Raw genomic sequence first — 1,595 nt, forward strand, 5'->3', positions numbered from 1 at the left:
GCGGGCCCGTTTGGCGGCTCTGGCCTCGGTCCAGAGCTGTTCGAGGCAGTCGCAGACCGTGTGGAGTGCGAAGGCGAGCAGGTTCATGGCGGCGAACATCATGGCAAGGTTCTGCTTGCCGTGGCCGAAGTTGTGCTCAAGATGGTAGCCGTTGGACTTGAGGACGTTGAAGCTTTCGTTCTCGATCTTCCATCTGGCCCTGGCGCAGGCCACGATCTCGGCGACGGTGTCGCGGGTGACGGGCAGCGAGGTCACGAAAGCGCTGCGGTAAGTGACGTGGCCCTTGGCGTCCGTGATGGTGACGCCGATCCAGTTGACCAGCATCGCATCGTGGCCGTCCCGCAGTGGCGCGCCCTCGAACCAGCGGAAGCGGTAGGTCAGGCGCTTGCCGTTGGTCTTTTGCGTGACCGCGTGCTGATCGAGCGTGGCACCTTGCATGAAGTCATACAGCGCCTTGTGCGACGCGGGCTTGGCTGTGAGGAGGAAATCCCCGCCGGCGGCGGTGATCGCGTCCGCAACCGGCTGGCAGGCGAACAGATCGTCGCCGAGGTAGATGGGCCGCAGATCGACCAGCCGCTTGGCGTGGGCGGCCAGCCAGCGCTTGGCAGCGTTGCGTTCGCAGTCCTGTTTCTCCGCGCCGTCCTGGGGCGCGATGAACTCCGGCATCATGGGCAGCGCCATGGCATGACCGGGCGCCACGACCGTGGCAGCCAACATGGCATGGTAGTTCTCGGTCTTGCCGCTGACCCGCCGGCGCGTCAGGCACTGTGGACAGCCTAGCTTTTGCGAGCAGAAGTATTCTGTACCGTCGAGCGCGATCAGCACACGGCCGCCGAGCCGCTGGAAGGCGCGCAGCCCGCCATGCCGGCGCAGCATGTCCAGGCTTTGGTCGAAGGCGGGCTGCAGGTGAGAGGGATGCACGGGGTCGAGCATGGCGCGGATATGGTTGTCAGTCGGCACGGCGGTCATGCCGAACAGGCTTTGGCAGTTCGATGTCTTCCGGCCTTCCACCAGCGCGCGCTGGTGGGCGAGGAAGGACTCGCTTTGCATGAAGAACAGCGAAAAGGCCGACAAACCAATATCGGCCATGCTGTAGGTCACCTCGCCGCGCCGCTTGTCGGGAAAGGCCGCGCAGGCCGAGCGAACGCCTGCCAAAAGGGTCTCGAGCATCTCCATGCAGACTTGAATCACACCTCAGGCCGAGGCGAAACCTACCTCAAAATCAATCATTTAGAATTGCTGGCTTAGCTCAGGGTCATTCGGTTCTCTTGCCGCTGACGGTGTCGATGGCGGCTTGGCGGTGCTCGGCGAAGTGTTCGAAGCCTTCGACCGGCTTGAAGCCGAGGCGCCATAGGAGCGTCAACGTCGCGTTGCGCAAGGCGCGAGCGCCTGCGGGACGTAGCCGGCAAGCCGTCCTGAAAGAAATCAAGAGAACCGAATGGCCCTGTGGGTCACCTGCCGCGCGCGGGCGAGGCGGTCGAGGTCATTCGCGAAGTCGGCGCGGACAACCTGGGACTGCAGTGCGACCTTTATCACACGGCGATGATGGGCGACGACCCCGCGGCGATCCTGCGCCAATGCTGGCCCGCGATCCG

The 1,595-nt window shown here is 64.3% G+C and carries 2 protein-coding genes; both read right to left on the minus strand.

The features are described 5' to 3' along the window. Positions 1 to 1,176 (minus strand): transposase (locus tag VGP39_RS10695; RefSeq protein WP_327568073.1); only part of this gene is annotated, 1,176 nt, incomplete at its 3' end. 79 nt (positions 1,177 to 1,255) lie between these two features. Next, entirely contained in the window at positions 1,256 to 1,378 is a 123-nt protein-coding gene (locus tag VGP39_RS10700; RefSeq protein ID WP_327568074.1) for a hypothetical protein, read from the minus strand. Positions 1,379 to 1,595: the final 217 nt, after the last annotated feature.

Origin of the sequence: Bradyrhizobium sp. (genome assembly GCF_036009065.1) — a bacterium.
Classification (GTDB): domain Bacteria; phylum Pseudomonadota; class Alphaproteobacteria; order Rhizobiales; family Xanthobacteraceae; genus Bradyrhizobium.